Origin of the sequence: Limnohabitans sp. 15K, from assembly GCF_002778285.1 — a bacterium.
GTDB lineage: Bacteria > Pseudomonadota > Gammaproteobacteria > Burkholderiales > Burkholderiaceae_C > Limnohabitans_A.
This window is the reverse complement of sequence record NZ_NESM01000005.1, coordinates 46,664-68,582: the sequence shown is the minus strand read 5'-3', so window position 1 is coordinate 68,582 and position 21,919 is coordinate 46,664. Positions and strand designations below refer to the sequence as shown.

At 61.4% G+C, this 21,919-nt stretch carries 23 protein-coding genes; 4 read left to right on the top strand and 19 right to left on the bottom strand.

The features are described 5' to 3' along the window. The first annotated feature begins 26 nt into the window (after positions 1 to 26). Positions 27 to 1,034: an asparaginase gene (locus B9Z40_RS14965; RefSeq protein WP_100174170.1), complete on the top strand. Its 1,008-nt coding sequence runs from the start codon at positions 27 to 29 to the stop codon at positions 1,032 to 1,034. A 39-nt stretch (positions 1,035 to 1,073) separates the two neighbouring features. Here B9Z40_RS14965 and B9Z40_RS14960 read toward each other — a convergent pair whose 3' ends face one another. Continuing rightward, positions 1,074 to 1,757: a YggS family pyridoxal phosphate-dependent enzyme gene (locus B9Z40_RS14960; protein WP_100174264.1), complete on the bottom strand. Its 684-nt coding sequence runs from the start codon at positions 1,755 to 1,757 to the stop codon at positions 1,074 to 1,076. A 144-nt stretch (positions 1,758 to 1,901) separates the two neighbouring features. On the opposite strand from B9Z40_RS14960, the gene B9Z40_RS14955 reads away from it, so the two are divergent. Beyond that, entirely contained in the window at positions 1,902 to 2,807 is a 906-nt protein-coding gene (locus B9Z40_RS14955) for an NAD(P)-dependent oxidoreductase (RefSeq protein ID WP_100174169.1), read from the top strand. A gap of 74 nt (positions 2,808 to 2,881) precedes the next feature. On the opposite strand, the gene B9Z40_RS14950 is transcribed toward B9Z40_RS14955, so the two are convergent. The 3 genes from B9Z40_RS14950 to B9Z40_RS14940 form a co-directional block, all read right to left on the bottom strand. Then, the gene (locus B9Z40_RS14950) at positions 2,882 to 3,508 is read right to left on the bottom strand and encodes a BON domain-containing protein (protein ID WP_100174168.1); all 627 of its coding nucleotides are present in this window, start codon (positions 3,506 to 3,508) and stop codon (positions 2,882 to 2,884) included. Next, on the bottom strand, positions 3,509 to 4,093 hold the full coding sequence (locus tag B9Z40_RS14945) for an SIS domain-containing protein (RefSeq protein WP_100174167.1): 585 nt from the start codon (positions 4,091 to 4,093) through the stop codon (positions 3,509 to 3,511). 97 nt (positions 4,094 to 4,190) lie between these two features. Then, positions 4,191 to 4,577: a YraN family protein gene (locus B9Z40_RS14940; protein ID WP_100174166.1), complete on the bottom strand. Its 387-nt coding sequence runs from the start codon at positions 4,575 to 4,577 to the stop codon at positions 4,191 to 4,193. A gap of 14 nt (positions 4,578 to 4,591) precedes the next feature. Here B9Z40_RS14940 and rsmI point away from each other — a divergent pair, with 14 nt between their 5' ends. Beyond that, positions 4,592 to 5,491: a 16S rRNA (cytidine(1402)-2'-O)-methyltransferase gene (gene rsmI / locus B9Z40_RS14935; RefSeq protein ID WP_100174165.1), complete on the top strand. Its 900-nt coding sequence runs from the start codon at positions 4,592 to 4,594 to the stop codon at positions 5,489 to 5,491. 9 nt (positions 5,492 to 5,500) lie between these two features. Here the strand turns inward: rsmI and B9Z40_RS14930 are convergent, their stop codons facing one another. The 15 genes from B9Z40_RS14930 to hpaR form a co-directional block, all read right to left on the bottom strand. Beyond that, positions 5,501 to 6,433, bottom strand: a complete 933-nt coding sequence (locus B9Z40_RS14930) for an EamA family transporter (protein WP_100174164.1) — start codon at positions 6,431 to 6,433, stop codon at positions 5,501 to 5,503. A gap of 62 nt (positions 6,434 to 6,495) precedes the next feature. Beyond that, a complete protein-coding gene (locus tag B9Z40_RS17250; RefSeq protein ID WP_158238108.1) occupies positions 6,496 to 6,663 on the bottom strand; it encodes a hypothetical protein in 168 nt (55 codons plus the stop codon). A gap of 101 nt (positions 6,664 to 6,764) precedes the next feature. Continuing rightward, entirely contained in the window at positions 6,765 to 7,781 is a 1,017-nt protein-coding gene (locus tag B9Z40_RS14925) for a 2-dehydropantoate 2-reductase (protein ID WP_100174263.1), read from the bottom strand. Continuing rightward, on the bottom strand, positions 7,778 to 8,572 hold the full coding sequence (locus tag B9Z40_RS14920; RefSeq protein ID WP_100174163.1) for a class II aldolase/adducin family protein: 795 nt from the start codon (positions 8,570 to 8,572) through the stop codon (positions 7,778 to 7,780). The genes B9Z40_RS14925 and B9Z40_RS14920 overlap by 4 nt, the downstream gene beginning before the upstream one ends. A gap of 28 nt (positions 8,573 to 8,600) precedes the next feature. After that, positions 8,601 to 9,590, bottom strand: coding sequence for a Bug family tripartite tricarboxylate transporter substrate binding protein (locus tag B9Z40_RS14915; protein WP_100174162.1), 990 nt, complete (start codon positions 9,588 to 9,590; stop codon positions 8,601 to 8,603). Between the two features lie 39 nt (positions 9,591 to 9,629). Further along, positions 9,630 to 11,360, bottom strand: coding sequence for a dihydroxy-acid dehydratase (gene ilvD / locus B9Z40_RS14910; RefSeq protein ID WP_100174161.1), 1,731 nt, complete (start codon positions 11,358 to 11,360; stop codon positions 9,630 to 9,632). Between the two features lie 9 nt (positions 11,361 to 11,369). Then, a complete protein-coding gene (locus tag B9Z40_RS14905; protein ID WP_100174160.1) occupies positions 11,370 to 12,182 on the bottom strand; it encodes an aldolase/citrate lyase family protein in 813 nt (270 codons plus the stop codon). Between the two features lie 143 nt (positions 12,183 to 12,325). Further along, the gene (hpaH, locus tag B9Z40_RS14900; RefSeq protein ID WP_100174159.1) at positions 12,326 to 13,147 is read right to left on the bottom strand and encodes a 2-oxo-hept-4-ene-1,7-dioate hydratase; all 822 of its coding nucleotides are present in this window, start codon (positions 13,145 to 13,147) and stop codon (positions 12,326 to 12,328) included. A gap of 3 nt (positions 13,148 to 13,150) precedes the next feature. After that, positions 13,151 to 13,582 (bottom strand): 5-carboxymethyl-2-hydroxymuconate Delta-isomerase, encoded by a 432-nt coding sequence (locus B9Z40_RS14895; protein ID WP_100174158.1) that lies wholly within the window; start codon positions 13,580 to 13,582, stop codon positions 13,151 to 13,153. A gap of 12 nt (positions 13,583 to 13,594) precedes the next feature. Then, complete coding sequence (hpaD, locus tag B9Z40_RS14890; protein WP_100174157.1) at positions 13,595 to 14,521, bottom strand: 3,4-dihydroxyphenylacetate 2,3-dioxygenase; 927 nt, start codon at positions 14,519 to 14,521, stop codon at positions 13,595 to 13,597. A 50-nt stretch (positions 14,522 to 14,571) separates the two neighbouring features. Continuing rightward, positions 14,572 to 15,540, bottom strand: a complete 969-nt coding sequence (locus B9Z40_RS14885) for a tripartite tricarboxylate transporter substrate binding protein (RefSeq protein WP_100174156.1) — start codon at positions 15,538 to 15,540, stop codon at positions 14,572 to 14,574. A 2-nt stretch (positions 15,541 to 15,542) separates the two neighbouring features. Continuing rightward, the gene (gene hpaE, locus B9Z40_RS14880) at positions 15,543 to 17,012 is read right to left on the bottom strand and encodes a 5-carboxymethyl-2-hydroxymuconate semialdehyde dehydrogenase (RefSeq protein ID WP_100174262.1); all 1,470 of its coding nucleotides are present in this window, start codon (positions 17,010 to 17,012) and stop codon (positions 15,543 to 15,545) included. A gap of 110 nt (positions 17,013 to 17,122) precedes the next feature. Further along, the gene (locus B9Z40_RS14875; protein ID WP_100174155.1) at positions 17,123 to 17,887 is read right to left on the bottom strand and encodes a fumarylacetoacetate hydrolase family protein; all 765 of its coding nucleotides are present in this window, start codon (positions 17,885 to 17,887) and stop codon (positions 17,123 to 17,125) included. After that, positions 17,884 to 18,516 carry a fumarylacetoacetate hydrolase family protein gene (locus B9Z40_RS14870; RefSeq protein ID WP_100174154.1) on the bottom strand — a complete coding sequence of 211 codons (633 nt, stop codon included), beginning with the start codon at positions 18,514 to 18,516 and terminating at the stop codon, positions 17,884 to 17,886. The genes B9Z40_RS14875 and B9Z40_RS14870 overlap by 4 nt, the downstream gene beginning before the upstream one ends. Beyond that, the gene (hpaR, locus tag B9Z40_RS14865) at positions 18,513 to 19,004 is read right to left on the bottom strand and encodes a homoprotocatechuate degradation operon regulator HpaR (RefSeq protein WP_100174153.1); all 492 of its coding nucleotides are present in this window, start codon (positions 19,002 to 19,004) and stop codon (positions 18,513 to 18,515) included. The genes B9Z40_RS14870 and hpaR overlap by 4 nt, the downstream gene beginning before the upstream one ends. Positions 19,005 to 19,191: 187 nt before the next feature. On the opposite strand from hpaR, the gene B9Z40_RS14860 reads away from it, so the two are divergent. Beyond that, a complete protein-coding gene (locus B9Z40_RS14860; RefSeq protein ID WP_100174152.1) occupies positions 19,192 to 21,885 on the top strand; it encodes a response regulator in 2,694 nt (897 codons plus the stop codon). Positions 21,886 to 21,919: the final 34 nt, after the last annotated feature.

Sequence of the window (21,919 nt, the reverse complement as noted above, 5' to 3'; positions counted from 1 at the left end):
TTTTCCAAACACCCCAAGACAAGCCCATGAACTTCGAACCCCTGATCGAACTCACCCGCAACAGCGTGCAGGAGTGCGTACACATGGGCGCACTGGCCGTGACCGACACCGAGGGCCGCGTGCTGGCGCAAGTGGGCAACCCGCATTGGTTGTGCTTCACACGCTCCACCCTCAAGGCCATGCAGGCGCTGCCCCTCATCCAGTCAGGCGGCGTGGCGCATTTCGGCTTCACGCCCACAGAACTCGCCATGATGTGCGCCAGCCACAACGGCGAAGACATGCACGTTGAGCAGGTCACGTCCATCTTGCACAAAAGCGGCAGCACCACACGCCAGATGCGCTGCGGCTGCCATGTGCCTTACCGCTTCACGTTTTTTGATCGCCCCATGCCCGAGGGTTTTGCCTTCGACGAAAGACACCACAACTGCAGCGGCAAACACAGCGGCTTTTTGGCTTACTGCGTGCAGCACGGCTTGCCCACCGACAGCTACACCGAGGTGAACCACCCGCTGCAACAAAAAATTCGCCAAGCTGTGGCGCACTTGGCGGGCCTGAGCGAAGAAGAACTGGCGTTGGGCATCGACGGCTGCTCGGCCCCCAATTACGCCATGCCCTTGTCACGCTTGGCGCGCAGCTATGCGCGGCTGGCGCAGCCCGAATCAGACGGCTTGTATGGCGAAAGCTTGGCACAACTGGGCCAGGCCATGAGCGCGTACCCCGAGCTGGTCTCCGGCACCGGGCGCAACGACGCCGACTTCATGCGCGCGGGTCGGGGTGACTGGGTCACCAAAGTGGGGGCCGACGGCGTGCAGGTGGTGGCCAGCCGCTCGCGGGGTCAGGCCCTGGCCATCAAGATCATGGACGGCAACAAGGCGGCGCTGTTTGCCGCCACCGTGGAGGCACTGGACCAGCTGGGTTGGCTCGACGACGCGCAGCGCAGCGCACTGGACCCTTGGCGTGCGCAGGTGCTGCTGAACGTGGCGGGAACGCCTGTCGGCGAGAGGCGCAGCCTGTTCAAGCTGCAGTCTGCGTAAGCCCACGGTCGATGGTCTGCGAAGGGTCGATTCGCTGCTTCAGCGCTTGCCAAAAATCGCCGTACCCACCCTGACCATCGTGCTGCCTTCGGCAATGGCAGCCCCCATGTCGGCGCTCATGCCCATGGAAAGGGTGTCGAGCGGCAGGCCTTGCCCGCGCAATTGTTCGAACAGGTCTTTGGCTTGGCGGTGCACCGCGCGCATCTGCGTCTCGGTTTCGGCAGGTTCGGGGATGGTCATCAGCCCGCGCAGCTGCAAACGGGGCAAGGCCGCCACCGCCTGCGCCAACCCGGGCAAGTCTGCCGGCGACACACCCGATTTGGTCTCGCCCCCGTCCACGTTGACCTGGATGCACACCTGCAAGGGCGGCAAGTGTTCGGGGCGCTGCTCGGACAGGCGCTGAGCGATTTTGAGGCGGTCGATGCTGTGCACCCAGTCAAAGTGCTCGGCCACCAGCCGGGTCTTGTTGCTCTGGATCGGGCCGATGCAGTGCCATTCAAGGGGTAAATCTTTCAAGGCCCCGATCTTGTCCACCGCCTCCTGGATGTAGTTTTCGCCAAAGGCGGTTTGCCCGGCGGCATGGGCTGCGCGCACGGCTTCTGGCCCCCAGGTCTTGGACACCGCCAACAAAGACACGCTGTGGGGTGGGCGGCCTGCTGCTCGGCAGGCCGCTTCAATTTGGGTGCGAACAAGCGACAGGTTGTCGGCAATAAAGGTGTGCATGGCTTGAGCGTACCAAACCCCGGGCAGCCCCTCTTCATCCTGGTCAAACTGTCGCCAAGCCGGCAAATAAATGCACCCCCGACGGACCAGAGCACTGCCAGACTGCTAAATTAGCGCCTTTCAACGACCTCCAGCGAGACAAACATGAGCCAAATCGCCGCCAAAACCTACGAATCGACCCCCGCCCGCCAAGTGGCCTTTTTGGGCCTGGGCGTCATGGGCTACCCCATGGCCGGGCACTTGGCCCGCGCCGGTCACCATGTCACCGTTTACAACCGCAGCGCCGCCAAGGCCGCTGCCTGGGCCGCCGAATGCCCCGGCAACGCCACAGCGCCCACCCCACGCGAAGCCGTCGCCGGTGTGGACATCGTCTTTGCCTGCGTGGGCAACGATGCTGATTTGCGCAGCGTGGTGCTGGGTCCGGACGGTGCTTTTGCAGGCATGAAACCCGGCGCCATCTTTGTGGACCACACCACAGCATCTGCCGAAGTGGCCCGCGAGTTGTACGCCGAGGCCCAAAAGCTGGGCCTGCACTTTGTGGACGCGCCCGTCTCAGGCGGTCAAGCGGGTGCACAAAACGGCATGCTCACCGTGATGTGTGGGGGTGATACCGCCGCTTTTGACAACGTCAAGCCTGCGGCCATGGCGTTTTCGCGTGCCTTCACCTTGCTGGGTGCTTCTGGCGCGGGTCAACTGGCCAAAATGGTCAACCAGATCTGCATCGCCGGTTTGGTGCAAGGTTTGTCCGAAGCCGTGGCCTTTGGCCAACAGGCGGGCCTGGACATGCACCAGGTGCTGGAAGTGATCGGCAAGGGCGCAGCCCAAAGCTGGCAACTGGACAACCGCGGCAAGACCATGGCCGACGACAAGTTCGAATTTGGCTTTGCGGTGGACTGGATGCGCAAGGACTTGGGCCTGGTGCTCGACGAAGCCAAACGCAACGGTGCCCGCTTGCCCGTGACGGCATTGGTAGACCAGTTTTATGCCGACGTGCAGAAAATGGGCGGCGGCCGCTGGGACACGTCCAGCCTGATCCGCCGTTTGCGCTGAGCGTTCAAGGCCTAGACCTTGAAAAGCAAAAAAGCGACCCGAGGGTCGCTTTTTTCATGCGCAGCCAGAACACCTCACTTGGATGAGGTGGGCTGGCTCAAACGCTTGAGTTCTTCTTCCGAAATTTCATCGAACACACGGACCACTTTGGTCACGCCACCGATGCCGCGCACGATGTCGCTGGCGCGCTTGGCTTCACGGGACGTCACGCGGCCCATCAAATAGACCACACCGCGCTCGGTCACCACCTTGATCGAATTGACCTGCAGGTCTTTGGCGTCGATGAAGGCGGCCTTGGCTTGGCTGGTGATCACAATGTCTTTGGACCGCTGGGTCACGCTGCTGGTCATGGCCACGGCCAAATCGTTGACCACCGACTGAACGTTTTCTTGGCTTTGCGCCAGTTTTTCGGCACGGTCTTTGTCGGCTTGGCTGCGCGCCTCACCGCTGAGCAGTACTTTGCGGTTGAAGCTGGTCACATTCAGGTGGACCCGCTCGCCCAAGTCTCGGCGCACAGCGCTGGCGACCTTGAGCTCGATGGCCTCATCTTCCAATTGCGTCCCAGCCGTTCGGCGGTCGGTGGCCACAACGCCCGTCATGACGGCACCACCCACCAGCAAAGGGGCGCAAGCGGACAAGCTGGACAGCGCCGCAGCCAAGACAGCACCGGTCAAAACCAAAGATTGAAGATTGCGTTTCATTTAAAAGGGCTCCTGTTCACCCAACAATTGGGTGTCAATTCCATCACACAGACAGTGCAGCACCAAGTACTGCACTTCACGAATTCGCGCAGCTCGCTCATGCGGCACACACACATGCACATCGGTTTCGCGCAACTGGCGGGCCAGGCCACCACCTTGTTGGCCGGTCAAAGCCAGCACACTCATTTCGCGGTCATGGGCCGCTTGCACGGCCTCCACCAAAGCAGGCTCAGCCCCATCGGCACTGATGAGCACCAGCACATCGCCGGTTTGCCCCAAGGCCAGCACCTGGCGGGCCAAGGCTTGGCCATCGGTCCAGCGGGTGGCGGTCACGGCATCGGAAGACAAGGCCAGGGCAGCCAAACCGGGGCGCTCACGTTCAAAACCACCCACCAGCAAATTGGCCAAATATTGGGCCAAGGCAGCCGAAGGGCCCATGCCACCCGCAAGCACTTTGCCCCCACCGGTGACGCAAGCCAGAACGGCTTGAACAGCCGAGTCCACGGGCTTGGCCAAGGTCTCGGCCACCTGGTAGTGCAAATCGGCACTGTCGATGAAATGTTGTTGGATTCGAAGGTCTAGCATGCGCTGGGGATGATAACCCCGACAAGGCGGCCTTCAGCCGGGAAGGCGGCTATTTCCAAGGGAATTCAAGCCTGCTCAGAGCTTTGTGTGGCCGGCATCACGCGCCGTCAAATGCCGCTTGTAACCACTGGGGTCCGTCGGACTCGATGGTCACCACATCAAAGCGAAGGGGAGGCAAACGGCGCCAACGCAAGAGGTAGTGTTGCGCGGCAAAAATGATGCGCCTTTGTTTTTGGAATCCGATGCTGGCTGCCGCACCGCCGTGGTCGGTCCTGCTGCGTTTTCGGACCTCGACAAACACCACCGTGCCGTCTGAGGCTTGCATGATCAGGTCGATTTCGCCGCCCCCTCGGCCGGGGGTCCGATAATTGCGCTGCAGCAAGCGCAAACCACGCGCTTGCAAATAGGCCAGCGCCTCGTCTTCGCCTGCATCGCCCCGGGCTTTGGTGGTGGGGCCCATCGTGTCTTTTTTGAGGAATTGCATTGACTCCGTCTCCCTTGTCTGCCTCGTTTGCCAAAGCCGTAGAGGCCGCGCACGACGCTGCCGGATCGCAAAACAACCCGGCCAGCACACTGTATGTTGTGGCCACCCCGATTGGCAACCTCGCCGACATCAGCTTGCGTGCCCTGCATGTGCTGGCCAAGGTGGACGCGGTGGCCTGCGAAGACACCCGCCACACCCAGCAACTGCTGCGCGCCTATGGCCTGGACCGCCCCGGCGGACAGCTTCTCGCGGTGCACCAGCACAACGAAGCCGAGGCCGCACAAACCGTGATCGCCCGATTGGCCCAGGGTGAGCGCGTGGCCTATGTGAGCGATGCCGGCACCCCAGCCATCAGCGATCCAGGTGCCCGGCTTGTGGCCGCCGTGCGGCAAGCAGGTTACCGGGTGCTGCCCTTGCCGGGTGCCAGCAGCGTGACCACGGCCTTGAGCGCATCGGGCATGACGGGTGACCAAGGTTTTGTGTTCACGGGTTTCCTGCCCAGCAAATCTGCAGAGCGCCAACAAGCCGTGCAGGTTCTGGCACAAGAAAGCCGCGCCGTGGTGCTGCTCGAAGCGCCGCACCGCATTGAGGCTTTGGCACAAGCACTCTCGGTACTGGGGGAGCGCCCCATCACCGTGGGCCGCGAATTGACCAAGCAGTTTGAGCAAATTGAAACCCTGCCCGCGCAAGACCTGCCAGCTTGGCTGGCAGAAAAGCCTGATCGCCAACGCGGCGAGTTTGTGCTGGTTTTGCATGACGCGCCGGTGGCCAAATCGACAGGCGAAGGTCTACGCGTGCTCAAGGTTCTCTTGCCCGAGTTGCCCCTGAAAACAGCGGTCAAGCTGGCGGCTGAGATCACGGGCGAGTCCAAGAACGTGCTCTACGACAAGGCGCTGGCCCTGAAAAACGGCTGAGTTTGCGCTTCAGCGCTTGCGCAGGCCCAGACACACAACAGTGGCCACCACCACGCCAGCCCCCAGCAATTGCATGGGCGCAATCGACTGATCCAACACCGCCCAGGCCAGCACCAGGGCGAACACAGGCTCCACGTTCATGATGGCCGAGTTGCCCACCACGCCCAACTTGGGCAACACGGTGAACATGATGGTGAAGGCCGTGCCGTACAAAAACGTCAAGGCGCCCAAGCCCCACCAACCCACAGGGGCGTTGGGCAAATGAAAGCCGCTTTGGGTGGAGCTCACCGCAGCGGCCAACACAGCCACCGTGACCATGGTGGTGAAGGTGCGCAAACGGCCATCCACCTCGGTGGTTTCATGCTGGGTGATGACCAGCGCCAAGCCAAAGGTGGCGGAAGCGGCCAGCGCAAACGCCACACCGACCCCAATTTGCCCCCAATGCTGCGCAGCCCCCAAACCCGAAGCGGCCCCGAACACGTCCAGGGCCAAGGCCAAGCCCACCAACATCAAGGGCATGGCCAGCAAAACCGCACGCTCAGGGCGGTGGCCATACAAAAGCCTCGCCCAAAAAGCGGTCGACAAGGGGTAGGTGTTGAAGGCCAACAAGGCCAAAGCCACCGGCAGGCGAGCGACTGAGGAATAGAGGCACACGCTTTGCACGGCAATCAAAATGCCGATCAGCAGCAGGTTTTTTTGTTGTCGCGCCGACAACTGGAGCGACACCTTTTGCTGCCAAAGGATCAAAGCCACCACAAAGGCCGTGACGCTGCTGCGGAAGGTGACGGCTGTGACCACGTCCACGCCATGGTTGAAGGCGGTACGGGCCGCGACATGGTTGGCGCCCATCATCAGGGCGATCAACAAGAGCGTGAGAAAACCGGTGAGGGTCAACCGGGAAAAAGAAGCGGGGGAATCTGGGGAAGTGGGCGGAGACGACATGGGTGCATTTAACCACCCACACCGCGCAAAAGAGACAAACAGGTGACTGGCTACTAGGGGTCTCAGGCACCGGCCAATGGGGTGGATGCGCGCTTGTTTTTCATGCGTTGCGCGCGGGCCATGGCTTCGTTGACGTCATCCTGCCGAATGGCCTGGACGGTTTTAAAGTAGGAAACCGCCAAAACCAGCAACAAAACACCAGAGACCACGGTAGAGATCAGCATCAACATTTATTACCCCAAAAGAACTCAGAACTGCAAGATGGGGCAATTATTGGGGAAAAGCACCGTTTGAGTTGTTAAAGATTGTTAGTTGCCGATGAACTGACAGTTCAAACACTTGCGCCGTACAGACCACGTCCCTGGGCATGCAGGCGACTGAGGCCCAACAGGGCATCGGTCATGGGCGTGTCAATCTGGGTCAATTGGCCTAACTCCCGAACCGCGGAGACCAAGGCATCCAGCTCGACGGGCTTGCCGGCCTCCACATCTTGCAGCATGGACGTGCGGAACGCGCCCAACTTGCGTGTCACCGCGTGGCGGTCTTCGGGTTGCTGTTCAATGGGGATGCCGATTTTTTCGCCAATCGCCTTGGCTTCGAGCATGACGCTGGAGACGAATTGCCGCACCAGGGCGTCGTCCAAAATCCGGTCCGTGGTCGCACCGGTGATGGCACTGATCGGGTTGATGGTCATGTTGCCCCAAAGTTTGTACCAAATGTCTTTTTGGATTTGCGGCGACAACGTGGCATTAAAACCTGCGGTCTTGAGCAAAGCATGCAGCGCCTGCGCGCGAGGCGTGACTTGGCCAGTGGGCTCGCCCACGATCAGGCCATCGCCAAAGTGGTGGCGGATCACGCCAGGCGCATCGACCGAACAGCTGGCGTGGACCACACAGCCAATGATGTGCGGTGCAGGCAAGGCGCGGGCTATCGCTCCCTCGGGGTCCACACTGGCCAGCGAGCGGTCTGCCACCGGGCCGCCAAAGCCTTGCAAAAACCACCAGGGCACGCCGTTCATGGCCGTGAGCACGACGGTGTCCGGGCCAATCAGCGGCCCCACCTGTGCAGCCACCGAAGCCAGCGCAGGGGCCTTGACCGAGATCACCACCAAGTCCTGCACGCCCAAGACGGCCGCATCGTTGGACGCTTTCACGGCCACCGTGTGCAGTTCACCGCCCTGGTGCAACTGCAAACCGTTTTGCTGCAAGGCCGCCAGGGTGTCACCCCGCGCGAGGACGCTGACCTGCGCGCCTGTGCGTGCCAAGTGCACCCCCATCCAGCCACCAATGGCGCCTGCGCCCACAATCGCCATTTTGTTGAATTTCACGTCATTCCCTTTGTCATTCATGCGCGCCACCCGCTGTCGATGCGGTCCACCTGACGGACCAAGGCGTCAAACACGTCTTGCCCCGCCCCGTGGTTGGGGTTGAACTGCAGCGCGTCACGTGTGCATTTGGCGGCAATCGCTTCAGGCACCGGGATCGGCTGGCCCATGCTCAGTGTGGCCATCTGGATTTCGCAGGCCCGCTGCAGTGTCCAGAGGATCGCAAAGGTTTGGGGCAACGTGTGCCCCCAAGTCAAGAGACCATGGTTGCGCAAAATCACGGCCGGCTTGTTGCCAATGCTTTGCAGGACACGCGGCCCCTCTTCACCATGGATGGTGATGCCCTCGAAGTCGTGGTAAGCGACCATGTCGTGCAGCTGCGCCGAATAAAAGTTGCTTTGCGAGAGGCCGTCTTTGAGGCACGCCACCGCCACGCCAGCGGTGGTGTGGGTGTGCATCACGCAGTGCGCACCTTCCAGCCCTTCGTGCAGCGTGGCATGGACCACGAACCCTGCCGGGTTGACCTTGTGGGACGAGCCGTCCAGCACATCGCCTTGCATGTTGATCTTGACCAGGTTGCTGGCGGTGACTTCGCTGTAGTGCAGGCCAAAGGGGTTGATCAAAAACTGCTTGTCGCCGCCGGTCACGCTGTCGGGCAGACGCAGCGTGATGTGGTTGTAAATCATCTCGGTCCAACCGAGCATGGCAAACACGCGGTAGCAACTGGCCAGCTGGAGCCGCGCCTGCCATTCATCGGGGTGCATGTGTGCAGGTGCAGGGACATCGGAAGGCACAGGTTTCAAAACGGCATTCATGGCGCGAACTCCAGTCAGGATCAAAAACTCAAGCCTCGGCGGTGAAGCCGATGGTCTTGACGATGGGTGCCCACTTGGCGGTGTCCTTGCGGATCAACTCAGACAACTCGGCAGGTGTGCTGGACAGGGCTTCCAAACCGAAGGTGGCCAAACCGTCCACCACGTCCTTGGACGCCAATGCAGCCTTGACCGCCGCGTTCAGGCGTGCCACCACGTCGGGCGCGGCCTTGGCGGGCAGGAAGAAGGCGAACCACTCGCTGTGCACCATGTCCTTGAGGCCTTGCTCGGCGTAGGTGGGCACATCGGGCGCAAAACGGTTGCGCTTGGCACCGGACGTGGCCAAGATGCGGACCTTGCCCGTGGGCAGGTGCTGGGTCAGGTCGCCGATCGGGCCACTGACGGCGGCGATCTGACCGCCCAACAGGTCCAGCATCGCCGGTTGTGTGCCGCGGTAAGCCACGTGTTTGATCTCGACCCCTGCGTGGCGGCCCAGCAAGGCGCCCACAAAGTGCGGCGTGGAGCCTGCGGCGGGCGAGCCGAAGTTGGCAAGTGTGGGGTTGGCCTTGGCCCAGACCATGAAGTCGTTGATGTTCTTGACGCTCTCAGGCACAGCTGGACCCACGGCAAAGCCGAAGTCGAACACACAAGCGATCGACACGGGGCTCAGGTCGGTGGCCGGGTCGTAGCTGAGCTTTTTGTAGATGTGCGGGTAAATCGTCAGCATCGAGGTGGGCGTTTGCAGCATGGTCGCGCCGTCGGCAGGCTGGCTCTTGACGTATTGGATGGCGATCTGGCCGCCCGCGCCGGTCTTGTTTTCGACCACCGCGGCCTTGGCGTAGCTGCCGGTCAGGCGCGTGGCCACGCGGCGGCAGGTGGTGTCCGAGGTGCCACCTGCGGCAAAGCCGGTGACGATCTTGAAGCTCTCGATCTGGGCCTGGGCCATGACCTGTTGGCCCAAGCTGGCCAGCAAAGCAGCAGCGCTGGTGGATTGGACGAATTGACGACGGGAAATGCTCATGGAAGTCTCCTGGTTGAAGTTAAAACACACGCACAAAAATCAAGATTCATCGCGCAGCCAATGGACTGCGCCGGAATGGGTGACCGCGCCTTGGTGGCTGGGGCGGACGGTCAAGGCATACTTTTCCAGCAAGCCGCCATGCGCCGCCGCTGCGACAGCGGGCAGCTGGGCCAGGCGTTGCGCCAGTTCGGCGTCGCTCAGCTGCACGGCAATGCTGCGCGACTCGGGGCGGGCGTCGATGGTGATGAGGTCGCCATCGCGCAGCGCGGCAATCGGCCCTTTGTCGGCCGCCTCGGGGCCGGCATAGCCAATGCACAAACCCCGCGTTGCGCCTGAAAACCGCCCATCGGTGAGCAAGGCCACCTTGTCACCCATGCCCTGCCCGAAGAGCAAGGCGGTGATGCCCAGCATCTCGCGCATGCCCGGGCTGCCTTTGGGGCCTTCGTTGCGGATCACCAGCACATCGCCTGGCTGGTAGCGCATGGCCTGCACCGCAGCCTGGGCCTGCTCTTCGGATTCAAACACCCGTGCAGGGCCTTGGTGCACCAAGGTTTTGAGTCCGGCGGTCTTGAGCAAAGCACCGTCAGGGCACAGATTGCCTTTGAGCACGGCCAGGCCACCGTCCAGCGACAAGGCCTGCTCGACAGAGCGCACCACCTGGCCATCGGGCGCATTGGCCGTGGAGAGTTCCTGCGCCAGCGTGCGGCCGGTGTAGGTCAGCACACCGCCATGCAAATGACCTGTGCGCAGCAACTCACGCAGCACCACACCTGCCCCACCGATGTAGAACATGTCGCGTGCCAGGTATTGGCCACCGGGCCGCAGGTCGGCAATCAGCGGGGTGCGGGCAAACACCTCGGCCACATCGTCCAGGTGAAAGCGGATGCCCGCCTCGTGGGCGATCGCCGGGATGTGCAAGGCCGCATTGGTCGAGCCGCCCGTGGCCGAGACCACGGCGCAAGCGTTTTCGAGTGCCTGGCGCGTGACGATGTCGCGCGGCAGGGGCGCGTCGCCCATCACCGCCGCCATCAGGTTTTTGGCGGCGCGGCGCAAGAGCGGCGCACGTTCGCTGAAGACCGCAGGCACCATGCTGGAGCCAATCGGGGCCAAACCCAGCGCCTCGGACACCATGCCCATGGTGTTGGCGGTGAATTGGCCAGCGCACGCGCCCGCCGTGGGCAGGCAGGCGCGGCTGATGGCGTCCAGCTCGTCTTGCGTGGCGTCTCCGGCCAACACCTTGCCAATGGTTTCGTAGGTGTCGACCACGTTCAGGTCGCGGCCGTTCACACCCGGCATCTGGCCGGGCAGGGCCGAGCCCCCATGCACAAACACGCTGGGCACATTGCAGCGCACCATGCCCATCATCAAGCCCGGCAGGTTCTTGTCGCAAGCACCAATGCCAAAGATGCCGTCCCACTGGTGGCCACGCACCGAGGCCTCCACGCTGTCGGCGATCAACTCGCGCGAGATGAGCGAAAAACGCATGCCCGAATGCGCCATGGTCAGGCCATCGGACACCGAGACCACCGGGCACTCGTGGGGCGTGCCGCCCGCGGCATAAATGCCGGTTTTGGCGTGCTGAGCCTGATCACGCAGGTTGAGATTGCAAGGGCTCATCTCGCCGCCCGTGTGGAACACACCTACATGCGGGCGGGCGATGTCTTCCTCATCCTGCCCCAGCGCATGCAAAAAGCTGCGCGTGGTGGCGCGAATCGTGCCTTCGTAGATCGTGGCCGATCGGAATTTGCGGGGCGGCTGCTCGGTGCTCATGGCCTGTCCTCAATAGGTCTGGCCAGGGGTGGCCGCTGGCGCCACCACGTGTTTGAAGTGCGCCGCCAGATCGGTGGTCTGGCGCATCAGGATTTGTGTGTCCAGACCCACTGCAACGAAGACCGCACCCCACTGCAGGTACTGCGCGGCCAGTTGCCGGTCGGGCGTGAGGATGCCGGGGGCCTTGCCCGCTTTGAGGATGCGGGCAATCGCATCGGCAATCGCGGCTTGCACATCGGGGTGCGCCGCGTTGCCCACATGGCCCATGCTGGCCGACAGGTCGGCTGGGCCGATGAACACACCGTCCACGCCGGGGGTTGCGGCGATCGCGTCGAGGTTCTTCAGCGCTTCGAGCGACTCGACTTGCACGATGAGGCACACCTCTTCGTTGGCGCGTTGGAAGTAGTCGGTGTAATGGCCCCAGCGTGACGCACGGGCGCCTGCCATGCCGCGCACACCGCCCTGGCCATCGTTTTGCGGGTAGCGCATGGCTTGCACCAGCTGGGCCGCCTGCTCGGGCGTGTCGACCATGGGCACCAGGATGTTCTGCGCACCCAGGTCCAGGTACTGCTTGATGAGCGCCGTTTCACCCACGGGCACGCGGCACACCGCATGGCTGCCCGGGTAGGCGGCGAGCGTCTTGAGCTGGGCGATGATGCTGCTCAGGTTGTTGGGTGAATGTTCGCCGTCGATGACGAGCCAGTCGAAGCCGGCCAGCGCACAGATTTCGGCGCTGTAGTCACTGGCCAGGCCCATCCACAGGCCGATTTGGGGCTGTTTGTTTTTGAGGGCTTGTTTGAACAAGTTGCTTGGGGTTTGCATGATGGTTCCTTGTGCTGTGCCTTCGATGGGGAGGCTGATCGGATCCGGCGGGCCTGCCCGGGCTCAGAGGCGCTTCGCTTTGCCACATCGCCCAGCCAGGCCCGCCAGACCCGACCAGCGTGGGTGTGCGAAGCGTCCTGGTGTCAAATGAATCTGAACTCCAACTTGCCAAGCGGTCCGTAGTCGGCGTCAAACACATCGCCCACTTTGGCGGGCGCGGGTTTGGTGAACGAGCCGGCCAGAACGATTTCGCCTGCCTGCAAGTGCTCGCCCCAGGGCGCGAGCTTGTTGGCCAGCCAAGCGATGCCCACGGCCGGGTGCCCTTGCACGCCCGCCGCGAGACCCGTCTCTTCGACCACGCCGTTTTGGCGCAGCACCGCACCGCACCAGGGCAGGTCGGTGGTCAGTGGGTCAACCCGCTTGGCACCCAGCACGATGCCCGCATTGGCGGCGTTGTCGCTGATGGTGTCAAACACCTTGCGCATGACTTTGGTGTGGCGATCGAACTGTTCGATGCGCGAGTCGATGATCTCAATGGCGGGCGTCACGTACTCGGTGGCGTCCAGCACCTGCTGCACCGTCACGTTGGGGCCACGCAGTTCTTTCTTGAGGATGAAGGCCAGCTCCACTTCCACACGGGGCGCAATGAAATGGGCGTGTGGAATGTCCAGCACTTGGCCGGGCGTGCAGTCGTAGCGCATGTTGTCCAGCAGCGTGCCGTAGTCGGGCTCGTCGATCTGGCTGGAGACCTGCATGGCGCGGCTCGTCAGCCCGATCTTGTGGCCAATCATGGTGCGCCCCTCGGCGAACTTGATCTGCATCCAGGCGCGGTTGATGCGGTAGCCGTCTTCAATCGTCATGCCCGGGTAGCGCTTGGAAAAGTGCTCGATCTGGGTGCGGGATTTTTCGGACTGGTTGAGCTCGTGCGCGAGCTGCTGGATCTGGTCTTCGGTGAATACAGACATGGCTCAAACCTTGTTGAAAAGTGGATGCAGATTGCTGTGCTTGGCGTCAAACACCTCGGGACCGACGTCGATCTGCAGCGTGATGCCGATGTGGCGCTGCGCCATCACGGGTGCGAAAAAGGCTTTGGCCACTTCGAGCAAAGTCTGCCCAGCGCGTTGTTGGGTGGCCTCGCTGCGGCCACGGCCCATGCGCACGTTCAAGTACACAAAGGCATAGTCGCCCGTACCCCCTGCTGCCTCGCCAGCCGCACCGCCATCAGCCACCGCATAGTGCGGTGCTGGGTATGCCAACACGCGCGTGCCACCTGTAGGAAACACTTGTTTGCCCTCCTCATCTTTCACGGTGAGCATGGCATCCGCCATCTGGCGGCACAGGGTGGTCATGTGGACTTCAGCGTCCAGCTGACCGGTGTAGAGAATCACTAGATGGGGCATGTTTCGCGCTCCTCAAAGGCGGGTGCTGATGGCCGTGTAGCCCTCGGCACTGCTGGCCACGGCGGCGGGCACTTTTGTGCCGTCCTGCGGGGTCACGTCAAAAATCGCATTCAGCTGGCCCGTGCCGCTGGCCCCAAAGTACGGCGTCACCATGTCCACCGCGCCGTCATACCCCGTCCAACCTAAAGCGCCCATCAGCATGGCGGTGTCGTGCATGAAGCCTTCGCCGTGGCCTTTGCTGGCGTACTCGGGCAGCATCTCGCAAAACGCTTTCCACTCCCGGTTGCCCCACATCTGCAAAACCTGCTTGTCGAGCTGCTCTAAAAACGGGCTCCAGATCTTGTGGGCGAACTCGGGTGCCAGGCCGTTTTGCGCAAAACGGTGTGAGAGCGAGCCGCTGGCCAGAAAGGCCACCTTGCCGTCGTAATGTTTTTCCACGGCCTCGCGCATGGCCCAGCCCAGGCGGGCGCTGTCGTTCAGGTAATGCACCATGCACAGGGCCGAGACCGAGACCACCTTGAAGTGCTGGTCTTCGTTCATGTAGCGCAGCGGCACCAGCGTGCCGTACTCGGGGTCGAGCGTGGTGTTGTCGTGCGCCAGGGTTTCTACACCGTGTGCGTTGGCCACTTTGGCCAGCAGGTGCCCCAGCTCGGGGTTGCCCGGTGACTCGAAAGCCATGTGGTTGATGAAGTGCGGCAACTCATTGCTGGTGTAGCTGCCCTTGAAGTGCGGCGCGCAGTTGATGTGGTAGTTCGCGTTGACCAACCAATGCGTGTCGAACACCACCAGCGTGTCCACCCCCAGGGCACGGCAGCGGCGGCTGATTTCTTTGTGGCCATCGATGGCGCTTTGGCGCGTGCCAAAACGAGGACCGGGAATTTCACTCAGGTACATGCTGGGCACATGGGTGATTTTGGCGGCCAATGCGAGCTTACCCATGGCGAGCACTCCGGGTGTTGTCGAGTTGTCCCATTTGCGTGTTTCCTTGTTCAGCTCTCGGCCGTGATGCCCGCTTTGCGGATCACCTGCGCGTATTTGTCGGTCTCGCTGCGGATGAAGGCCGCAAAGCGCTCGGGGTTGGCCGCCAGCGACACGATGCCGCCTTCTTGAAAGGCCTGCACCACCGTCGGCGCTTGCAGGGCTTTGTTGATCTCGGCGTTCAGCCTCTGCACCACCGCATCGGGCGTGCCGCTGCGCGTGAGGATGCCGTTCCAAGAGTTCGATTCAATCAGCAAGCCTTGTTCGGTGAGTGTGGCGATTTGCGGCGCCAGTGGCGAGCGCTTGGCCGTGGCCATGCCCAGGGCGACGAGCTTGCCGCTTTGCACATGCTGGCGGAACTCGGGCCAGTTGCCGAACATCACCGTGACCTGACCACCGATCAGATCGTTGAGTGCCGGGGCCTGGCCCTTGTAGGGCACATGGATCATCTCGATGCCGGCTTGCGCTTCGAGCATGGCCCCCGCGATGTGGGCCGATGTGCCCGCGCCAAACGAGGCATAGCTGAGCTTGCCGGGTTGCTTTTTGGCCGCCGCGATCAGGTCGGCCACGGTCTTGAGGCCACTGCCGGGGTGCGTGGCCAACACATGCTCCGACATGCCCATCAGGCCGACCGGGCGCAGATCACGCAGCCCGTCGTAGGGCAGGTTTTTCACCAGCGTCTGGTTGACGCAAAAACTGTTGGCCACGGTCACCAGGGTGTGGCCATCGGGCGTCGACTTGGCCGCCAGGTCCACGCCCAACACGGTGCCCGCGCCGGGTTTGTTGTCCACCACCACGCTCTGACCGAGTGATTTGGTGAGCTCGGCAGCGACCAGGCGCGTCACCACATCGGTGGTGCCGCCGGGTGGGAAAGGCACGATCAGGCGGATCGGCTTGGTGGGCCAAGCCGCACTTTGGGCCTGACTGGCCCAAGGCAAGGCCAATGCAGCAGTGCCCAGCAGCAAGTCACGGCGTTGCATGTTCAAACACCCCAATGCGGGATGTGGTGACCGCCCAGGCTCACCGCAACGTTTTTGGGCTCACAGAACACTTCGTAGCTCCATGTACCCCCCTCACGGCCCGTGCCGCTGGCCTTGGTGCCGCCAAAGGGCTGGCGCAGGTCGCGCACGTTTTGGCTGTTGACGAAGCACATGCCCGCCTCTACAGCGGCCGCTACGCGGTGCGCTTTGCCCAGGTTCTCGGTCCAGACATAGCTGGAGAGGCCGTATTCGATGTCGTTGGCTTTTTCAATCGCGTCCGCTTCGTCCTTGAAGGGGATCAGGCAAGCCACGGGGCCGAAGATTTCCTCTTGCGCGATGCGCATGCGGTTGTCGACGTCGGCAAACACGGTGGGCCAGACGAAGTTGCCGTTCTTGACGTGCGCAGGCAAGTCAGCCGCGTAGCCGGGCTGGTCCAAACCGCCACACAGCATCGTCGCGCCTTCTTTGGGGCCGAGTTCGATGTAGCTGCGCACCTTGGCCAAGTGGGCTTGGCTGATCATCGGGCCGACGATGGTTTTGTCGTCGAGCGGGTCGCCCACGGTGATGCGTTTGGCGCGCTCGGCAAACTTGGCGGCAAAGTCGGCATAGATGCTTTGCTGCACCAAGATGCGGCTGCCTGCGGTGCAGCGCTCGCCATTGTTGCTAAAGATCATGAAGATGGCCGCATCTAAAGCGCGGTCCAGGTCGGCGTCTTCAAAAATCACAAACGGGCTCTTGCCGCCCAATTCCATGCTGAACTTCTTGAGGCCCGCGCTTTGTACGATGCGGTTGCCCGTGACGGTGGAGCCGGTGAAGCTGATGGCGCGCACATCGCGGTGCGAGACCAGCGGCTCGCCGGCCTCTTTGCCGTAGCCGTGCACCAGATTCAAGACCCCGGCGGGCACTCCCGCCTCCAACGCCAGCTCGCCCAGACGTGCGGCGGTCAATGGCGACAACTCGCTCATCTTGAGCACGGCGGTGTTGCCAAACGCCAGACACGGCGCGACCTTCCAAGTGGCGGTCATGAAGGGCACGTTCCACGGGCTGATGAGCGCACATACGCCCACCGGGTGGAACAGCGTGTAGTTCAGGTGCGTGGGCGTGGGGTAGGTGTGGCCGTCTACGCGGGTGCACATCTCGGCAAAGTAGTGGAAGTTGTCGGCCGCACGCGGCACCAGCTGCTTGCCGGTCTGGCTGATGGTCTGGCCGCAATCCTTGGTTTCGGTTTCCGAAATTTCAGGCACGTGTTTCGTGATCAGGTCGCCCAGCTTGCGCATGATCTTGGCGCGCTCGGTGGCGGGCGTGTTGGCCCATTTCGGGAAAGCGGCTTTGGCGGCGGCGACGGCAGCATTGACCTCCGCTTCACCCCCAGAAGCGACTTCGGCCAGCACTTCTTGCGTGGCGGGGTTGATGGTCTCGAAGTAGTCGCTGCTTGCGACGCTCTTGCCGTTGATCAGGTGGTCGATTTTCATGTCGGGTATTCCTCGGTTTTTTGTGGGAGCGACGCCCTCGTCGCGATCGGTCAAGCACTCAGCTTGCAAAGGCCTCATCGAGACGGGGGCGTCGCTCCTACAGATTCAGGTCATGATGAAACGATGGTGTTGGTCAAAGCCCCAATGCCTTCGATCTCGGTGACGATCACGTCGCCCGGCTGGCAGTCCACGATGCCGTCGGGTGTGCCGGTCAGGATCAGGTCGCCGGGGTTGAGCGTCATGAAGCTGCTGAAGTACTCGATCAGCGTGGGCACATCGAAAATCATGTCAACCGTGCTGCCGCTTTGCGTGACTTTGCCGTTGACGGTGGTCTGCAGTTTCAGCGCCATCGGGTTGGGCACATCCGCCGCATCGACCAGCCAGGGGCCAATAGGCGTGCAGGTGTCGCGGTTTTTCACGCGCAGGTTGGGGCGGTACCAGTTCTCGAGGTAGTCGCGGATGGCGTAGTCGTTGGCCACGGTGTAGCCGGCGATGAAGTCATATGCATCGGCTTTCTTCACGCGGCGGGCGGTGCGGCCAACCACCACGGCCAGCTCGCACTCGTAGTGCATGTACTTCACGTCAGCGGGGCGCTTCGTGAAGGCCTTGTGGCCAATCAGCGAGGCCTCGCCCTTCATGAAGGCCAGCGGTTCTTCTGGGGCTTTGAAGGCCAGCTCTTTGGCATGGTCGGCGTAGTTCAGGCCGAGCGCGATCACGGTGCGCGCTTGCGGCACGGGTGCCAGCGGTGGCAGCCAGACCACCTCGTCAAAGGCCACGCGGCGACCCTTGTGCGGGCCCTGTGTGATGAGCAACTGGCCATCGGATTCAACAGCTTGCTGAATGGCGCCGGACCAAGCGATGCGTGCGTGTTTCATGCGGTTTCTCCGACGGTGACGTTGACAGACACAAAACCTGGTGCAGAAATCTCCACCCGGTCACCTGCTTTGGCGCGTGGACGTGAGCCATCGACCAGGCAATCGGTTCCCACCATCAACACATCACCGGCTTGCAGCGTCATGAATTCGCCCACATCGGCCAGCAAGGTAGGCAAGTCGCGCACCAACTCGCGCAGGTCAACGGTCTGCACGAGTTCACCATTGCGGCGCACCGCGATCTGCAGCGCGGCCCAGTCAGACACTGGACCAGGCGTGACCTGCTCAGGCAAAGCCAGAAAACCGTCGCGGCAGCGGAACTTGACCGGCGGGCGGTAATAACTTGCGTGTGGCACAGACCAGTCGCCCAGCAGCGCAGCAGCCGCCACCTGGCCGTCGCTCCCGATCACCAGGCCCAGTGTCGCGCCAATGTCGACTTCGCTTCCGCCGTCTTGCAACACCAGATCTTGCCCAGCCGGGCTGAAGGTATTGGCGGTCTTGACATAAAGCACGGGCGCTTTGGGGGCAGCTTTGTGCGGGTCCTGCGTCATGCGCGGCACCCAAAGGTCCCACTCTCGGCGGAAATTGAGCAGGGTGCCGTACACGGTTCCTGTTGGAGTCCAGGGGTTCATCGTTCTTCTTCCTCTGCCAGTTCTTCTGGCGTTTCAATGTCAGGGGTTTCGAGTGCGATCACCTCGTCGAGCAGCGCGTACAGCTGGCCCAACTTGTCTTTGCCCAGCAATTGCTCCATCCACTGGTAGTGTGCCTCGATGGTTTGCGACAACGCCCGCACCTTGTCTAGCCCTAAAGCCGTGGCGCGCACCACCGTGCGGCGGGCATCTTGCGGACAACGCTCGCGGGCGATCAATCCGTCTCGCTCCATGCGCATGAGCACACCCGTGAGGCTGGGCCCCAGCAGATAAGCCTCGCGAGCGACGCGGCCTGTTTCTGTGCCCGCCGGATCGTCGGCATGCTCGCCCAGCACCCGCAGCACCCGCCACTGCTGGTCAGACAGGCCATGCTGACGCAAGCTCGGGCGCGTGTGGGCCATGACGGCTTCACGCGCCTGCAGCAGCAAACGCGGCAGGTTGCGGTGAACAAAAGGGGTGGAGGCACTCATTTATTTAACATGTTAAATGAATGCCTGGATTAGGCATACCGGGTTTTCCCTGGAATGACCCGTGGAGCAGGGTGTGAAATTGAATATTTATGAATATTTAAGTTACCAAATATTGACAAGACCACTAAAATCAAAATTCCACTGCCAACGCCTTTGCCCAACAACAGAGGTCATTTTTTGATCTTTCATGAAAAAGCTCAGCATCAAACTGCAACTCTCCTTGAGTGTCATGGCCATGGGTCTGCTGTTGCTATTGGTGCAACTGGGCCTGCAGTTTTACGTGTTGCGCGGTGACATCGTTCAGCGCATCGAAACCCACGAATATCGCCAACTCACCAGTTTTGCCAATAACTTGGATGAACGCCTGCAAGACAGCATGGACATGCTGTCAGAAGTCGCCAGGCATGTGCCTGCTGCACCGTTGAACGACCTGAAGCAACTCGAAGATCTGCTTTTCAGAGAACATGCCTTGCTCACCGTCTATGACGACCTTTACATCTTCGATGCCAAAGGGGTGTTGCTGGTCGACTGGCCCGTCAAGCCCGGCAGACGGACTTTGGACATGTCCTCTCGGGATTACATCCAGGGTGTCATCAAGACCCAAGCCCCGGTGATCTCGAAACCCATCTTGGGTCGGGCGACGCAGCAACCCATCGTGGTCGTGGCGGCCCCCATCTTCGACAAGCATCAGCAGCTGGTGGGCATGCTGGGCGGGGTGCTCAACCTCTACAAACCCAATTTACTGGGCTCCATCGCCACCCGAAAAAACGGCGAACAAGGTTACTACTACCTGGTCACCCAAGACCGCGTTCGCATTGCCCATCCTGACTCAAGCTTGATCCTCAAAAAGGTGCCCGAAAACAGCAGCAATATTCCGTTCGAAAATGCCATCCAAGGCTTTGAAGGCACCCAGGAAGGCACGACCACCCGAGGCCTGCAAGGACTTTTTACCTTCAAACGACTCCAGACCACGGACTGGATCATCGCCTCGGTGATCCCTTCGGCAGAAGCATTCGCACCGATTGGCGATCTTTACACCAAGATGATCGCCATCACCCTGTTGCTGATGCTGACGCTCGTGCCCTTGATGTGGGGATTTGTGTCCAAACTCATCCACCCCTTAGGTCAGTTGGCACAGGCCATGCACGACACAGCGGGGCGGATGCGCGAGGGCGACAAAACCGCGCCGATCCCTGAGTTGGGTGGCCCTGAGATCCAAACGGTTGCACACGCCTTCAATGAATTCGTAGAAGCCCGAATACAGGCTGAAACCGAATTGGCCCTGGCACGCGACGCAGCGCAAGATGCCAACGCATCCAAGAGCCATTTTCTGGCCAACATGAGCCACGAAATTCGCACACCCATGAACGGCATCCTAGGCATGACCGAGCTGTGTCTGCAAACGCGCATGACCACCGAACAGCGCAGCTACCTGGACATGGTCTCAACATCTGCCAAATCGTTGGTGGCCGTCATCAATGACATTCTGGATTTTTCCAAAATTGAAGCGCAAAAACTGCACCTCGATCCACACGAATTTGCCTTGCACGGCCTGATCAGGCAATGCACACGCACCCTGTCATTGCGCGCTTCAGAAAAAGGTCTGGAGCTGGTCTGTGATGTCGCACCCGATGTCCCCGATGTGGTGATTGGCGATCCCATCCGTTTGCAACAAGTCATCACCAACTTGTTGGGCAATGCCATCAAATTCACGGCCCAAGGCGAAGTCATGCTCAACGTCAGCTGCATGGCGTCACCCCCAAAGGACCAGGACATCTGGTTGAATTTACAGGTCAGGGATACCGGCATCGGAATTCCACCGGACAAGCAAAAGCTGATTTTTGATGTCTTTACCCAAGCCGACACCAGCACGGCACGCCGTTTTGGAGGCTCTGGCCTTGGCCTGACCATCAGCCGAAGTTTGATTCGGATGATGGGCGGTGATATCCAGGTTGAAAGCCAACTGGGCAAAGGCAGCACATTCAGCTTCACGACACGCTTGCAGCGTGCACACCAGCAGGCGGCGCTGGGCGAAGGCCTCCACCCCCAAAGGGCTGGTCAGCGCGTGCTGGTGGTCGATGACAACACCAGCAGTCGCGTCATCCTGGCACAGCGCTTGTCGAGCGCAGGCTTGAATACCTTGGCTTGCGATGGCGCCGCACAGGCACTGCACCATCCTCAACTCAAGCAAGCGCGCTACGCGCTGATCGACGTCAACATGCCAGACATCGATGGCTATGCCTTGGCGACACAATTGCGCCAGATGCGCCACGCCAGTGAGTTGACGATTGTCATGATGGGCGCCTTGAGTGAACAGATCAGTCCTGAAGAGCTTAAGGCCATGGACATCCAGGACTTCCTGATCAAGCCCATCGACCCGCAAGAGCTGATGGCCGCATTCAACCGCGAATTCACCCCCTTCATGGCTGCGCCAGCAGGGGCCATTGAAACCGATGCTCTCCAGCCGATAACCCCGCGCAAAGCCTTGCTGGCAGAGGACACCGTCATCAACCAGGCCCTGCAAACCATCTTGCTTCAGCGCATGGGCTACAGCGTCACGCTGGCCAACAATGGACTGGAGGCCGTCGAGGCCTTCACAAAAAACACTTTCGACGTGGTCTTGATGGACATCCAGATGCCGGACATGGGCGGCATCGAGGCGACCCGACTGATCCGCGAACACGAAGCAGCCCACCAAGCGCAACCGACCCCCATCATTGCCGTGACCGCCAATGCCTTGAAAGGGGACCGGGAAAGTTACATCGCTTGCGGTATGAATGGCTATGTCTCCAAACCGATATCACTGGAAACGCTGAGAAGTGAAATGGAAAGACTGGTGCCAGATCAGAGTCGCAAAGCCGCCCTCGCATCAAGCCCATAAAAGGCCGTGGGCAATGCCCGCGTAACATGTGCGG